Here is a 2,119-nt window from a genome sequence, read left to right as displayed (position 1 = left end):
CACCCCGTCAGTAGCTGAACAGGAGGGACAGCTGATAGAAACAGAAGCCACTGGAGCACCTCAAAAACACCATCATACACTAAATCAGTAAGTTGGCAGCATCACCGTCAGCGAGAAAGAGAGCGAAGCCTTGTTAGGCTTTTTATTCGCCCATATCACTAAACCGGAGTTTCAGGTGCGTTGGCGCTGGCAACCGAATGATATTGCGATTTGGGATAACCGCGTGACTCAGCACTATGCCAATGCCGATTACCTGCCACAGCGGCGGATTATGCATCGGGTGACGATTCTTGGGGATAAACCGTTTTATCGGGCGGGGTGATACGAGTGCGGACGGTTCCCTCGCCCCCTTGGGGAGAGGGTTAGGGTGAGGGGGCGTTCACCGTACTTTCAACAGGTTAACTCCCCCTTTCTGAGAGGAAAAAAATTAACGCAGAATCTTCTTCTCAGCCAAATCCAGCGCAAAGTAGCTGAAAATCAGATCCGCACCCGCACGCTTAATTGAACCTAAGCTTTCGAGCACGACTTTCTCTTCATCTATAGCACCCGCCAGCGCGGCGAACTTAATCATCGCGTACTCACCGCTCACCTGATACGCGCCAATCGGCAATTCAGTACGTTCACGCAGCTCACGCACGATGTCGAGGTACGCTCCAGCAGGTTTAACCATCAGGCAGTCTGCGCCCTGGGCTTCATCCAGCAGTGACTCACGAATCGCCTCGCGACGGTTCATTGGGTTCATCTGATAGCTTTTGCGGTCGCCTTTTAATGCGCTTCCGGCAGCTTCACGGAACGGGCCATAAAAGGAAGAGGCGAACTTGGTCGAATACGACATAATCGCCGTATCTTTAAAGCCTGCAGCGTCCAGCGCCTGACGAATCGCCTGTACCTGGCCGTCCATCGCGGCGGAAGGGGCGATGAAGTCTGCGTCTGCAGCAGCTGCAACCACGGCTTGCTTGCCTAAATTTTCCAGAGTCGCGTCGTTGTCGACGCCATGCTCGCACAGCACACCGCAGTGACCGTGAGAAGTGTATTCACAGAAACAAGTGTCTGACATGACGATCATTTCTGGCACAGTCTGCTTGCAGATGCGCGACATACGCGCCACCAGTCCATCTTCCCGCCAGGCGTCGCTGCCGGTTTCATCGGTATGGTGAGAGATGCCGAAAGTCATCACGGAACGAATACCGGCGTTGGCGATGCGTTCAATTTCGCGTGCCAGATGTTTCTCTGGAATGCGCATCACGCCTGGCATGGCTTCAACGGCTTTGTAGTCGTCAATTTCTTCTTCAACAAAGATCGGCAACACCAGGTCGTTAAGGCTAAGTGTTGTCTCTTCAAACATAGCGCGCAGCGCAGGAGATTTGCGCAGGCGACGAGGGCGTTGGATTAAGTCTGTCATGGTCTGCCTGATGTTTGTGGAATTAAGGTGCACAGTATACCTGAAGCGGGGCAGGAGTGTTTTACGAAAGTTGTCGTGATGTTGACAAGAAGAGAATGAAAGAGAGACCAGGACATCTTTGTAATAGAAATAGCAATAAGTTCATATTCACTGAAAATATTTTTAATCTTTATTTATAGCTCTTGGTTATTATTTTTTTTGGCGTTTGGTTGTGCTGCTATAAATTGAATAATTCAAACTTTGTTGTATATTGATAAGATATTTGGTAATGACTCCAACTTATTGATAGTGTTTTATGTTCAGATAATGCCCGATGACTTTGTCATGCAGCTCCACCGATTTTGAGAACGACAGCGACTTCCGTCCCAGCCGTGCCAGGTGCTGCCTCAGATTCAGGTTATGCCGCTCAATTCGCTGCGTATATCGCTTGCTGATTACGTGCAGCTTTCCCTTCAGGCGGGATTCATACAGTGGCCAGCCATCCGTCATCCATATCACCACGTCAAAGGGTGACAGCAAGCTCATAAGACGCCCCAGCGTCGCCATAGTGCGTTCACCGAATACGTGCGCAACAACCGTCTTCCGGAGCCTGTCATACGCGTAAAACAGCCAGCGCTGGCGCGATTTAGCCCCGACGTATCCCCACTGTTCGTCCATTTCCGCGCAGACGATGACGTCACTGCCCGGCTGTATGCGCGAGGTTACCGACTGCGGCCT

2 protein-coding genes and 2 pseudogenes are annotated in these 2,119 nt (G+C 51.2%); 1 reads left to right on the top strand and 3 read right to left on the bottom strand.

All coding sequences use genetic code 11. The annotated features are described in order from the left end of the window. A partial coding sequence (locus tag BFF42_RS28355; RefSeq protein WP_165888145.1) for an IS1 family transposase occupies positions 1 to 51 on the bottom strand: 51 nt, incomplete at its 3' end. Between the two features lie 49 nt (positions 52 to 100). Here BFF42_RS28355 and BFF42_RS15450 point away from each other — a divergent pair. Further along, a pseudogene (locus tag BFF42_RS15450) lies at positions 101 to 322 on the top strand (TauD/TfdA family dioxygenase); the annotation flags it as partial. A gap of 105 nt (positions 323 to 427) precedes the next feature. On the opposite strand, the gene hemB reads toward BFF42_RS15450, so the two are convergent. Further along, the gene (hemB, locus tag BFF42_RS15445; protein ID WP_039060022.1) at positions 428 to 1,402 is read right to left on the bottom strand and encodes a porphobilinogen synthase; all 975 of its coding nucleotides are present in this window, start codon (positions 1,400 to 1,402) and stop codon (positions 428 to 430) included. Between the two features lie 279 nt (positions 1,403 to 1,681). Then, positions 1,682 to 2,119: pseudogene (locus BFF42_RS15440) on the bottom strand (IS1-like element IS1B family transposase); the annotation flags it as partial.

Source organism: Shigella sp. FC1661, assembly GCF_001712525.1.
Classification (GTDB): Bacteria; Pseudomonadota; Gammaproteobacteria; order Enterobacterales; family Enterobacteriaceae; genus Escherichia; species Escherichia coli.
The sequence above is the reverse complement of the archived record's forward strand: the minus strand, read 5'-3'. Positions and strand labels throughout refer to the sequence as shown.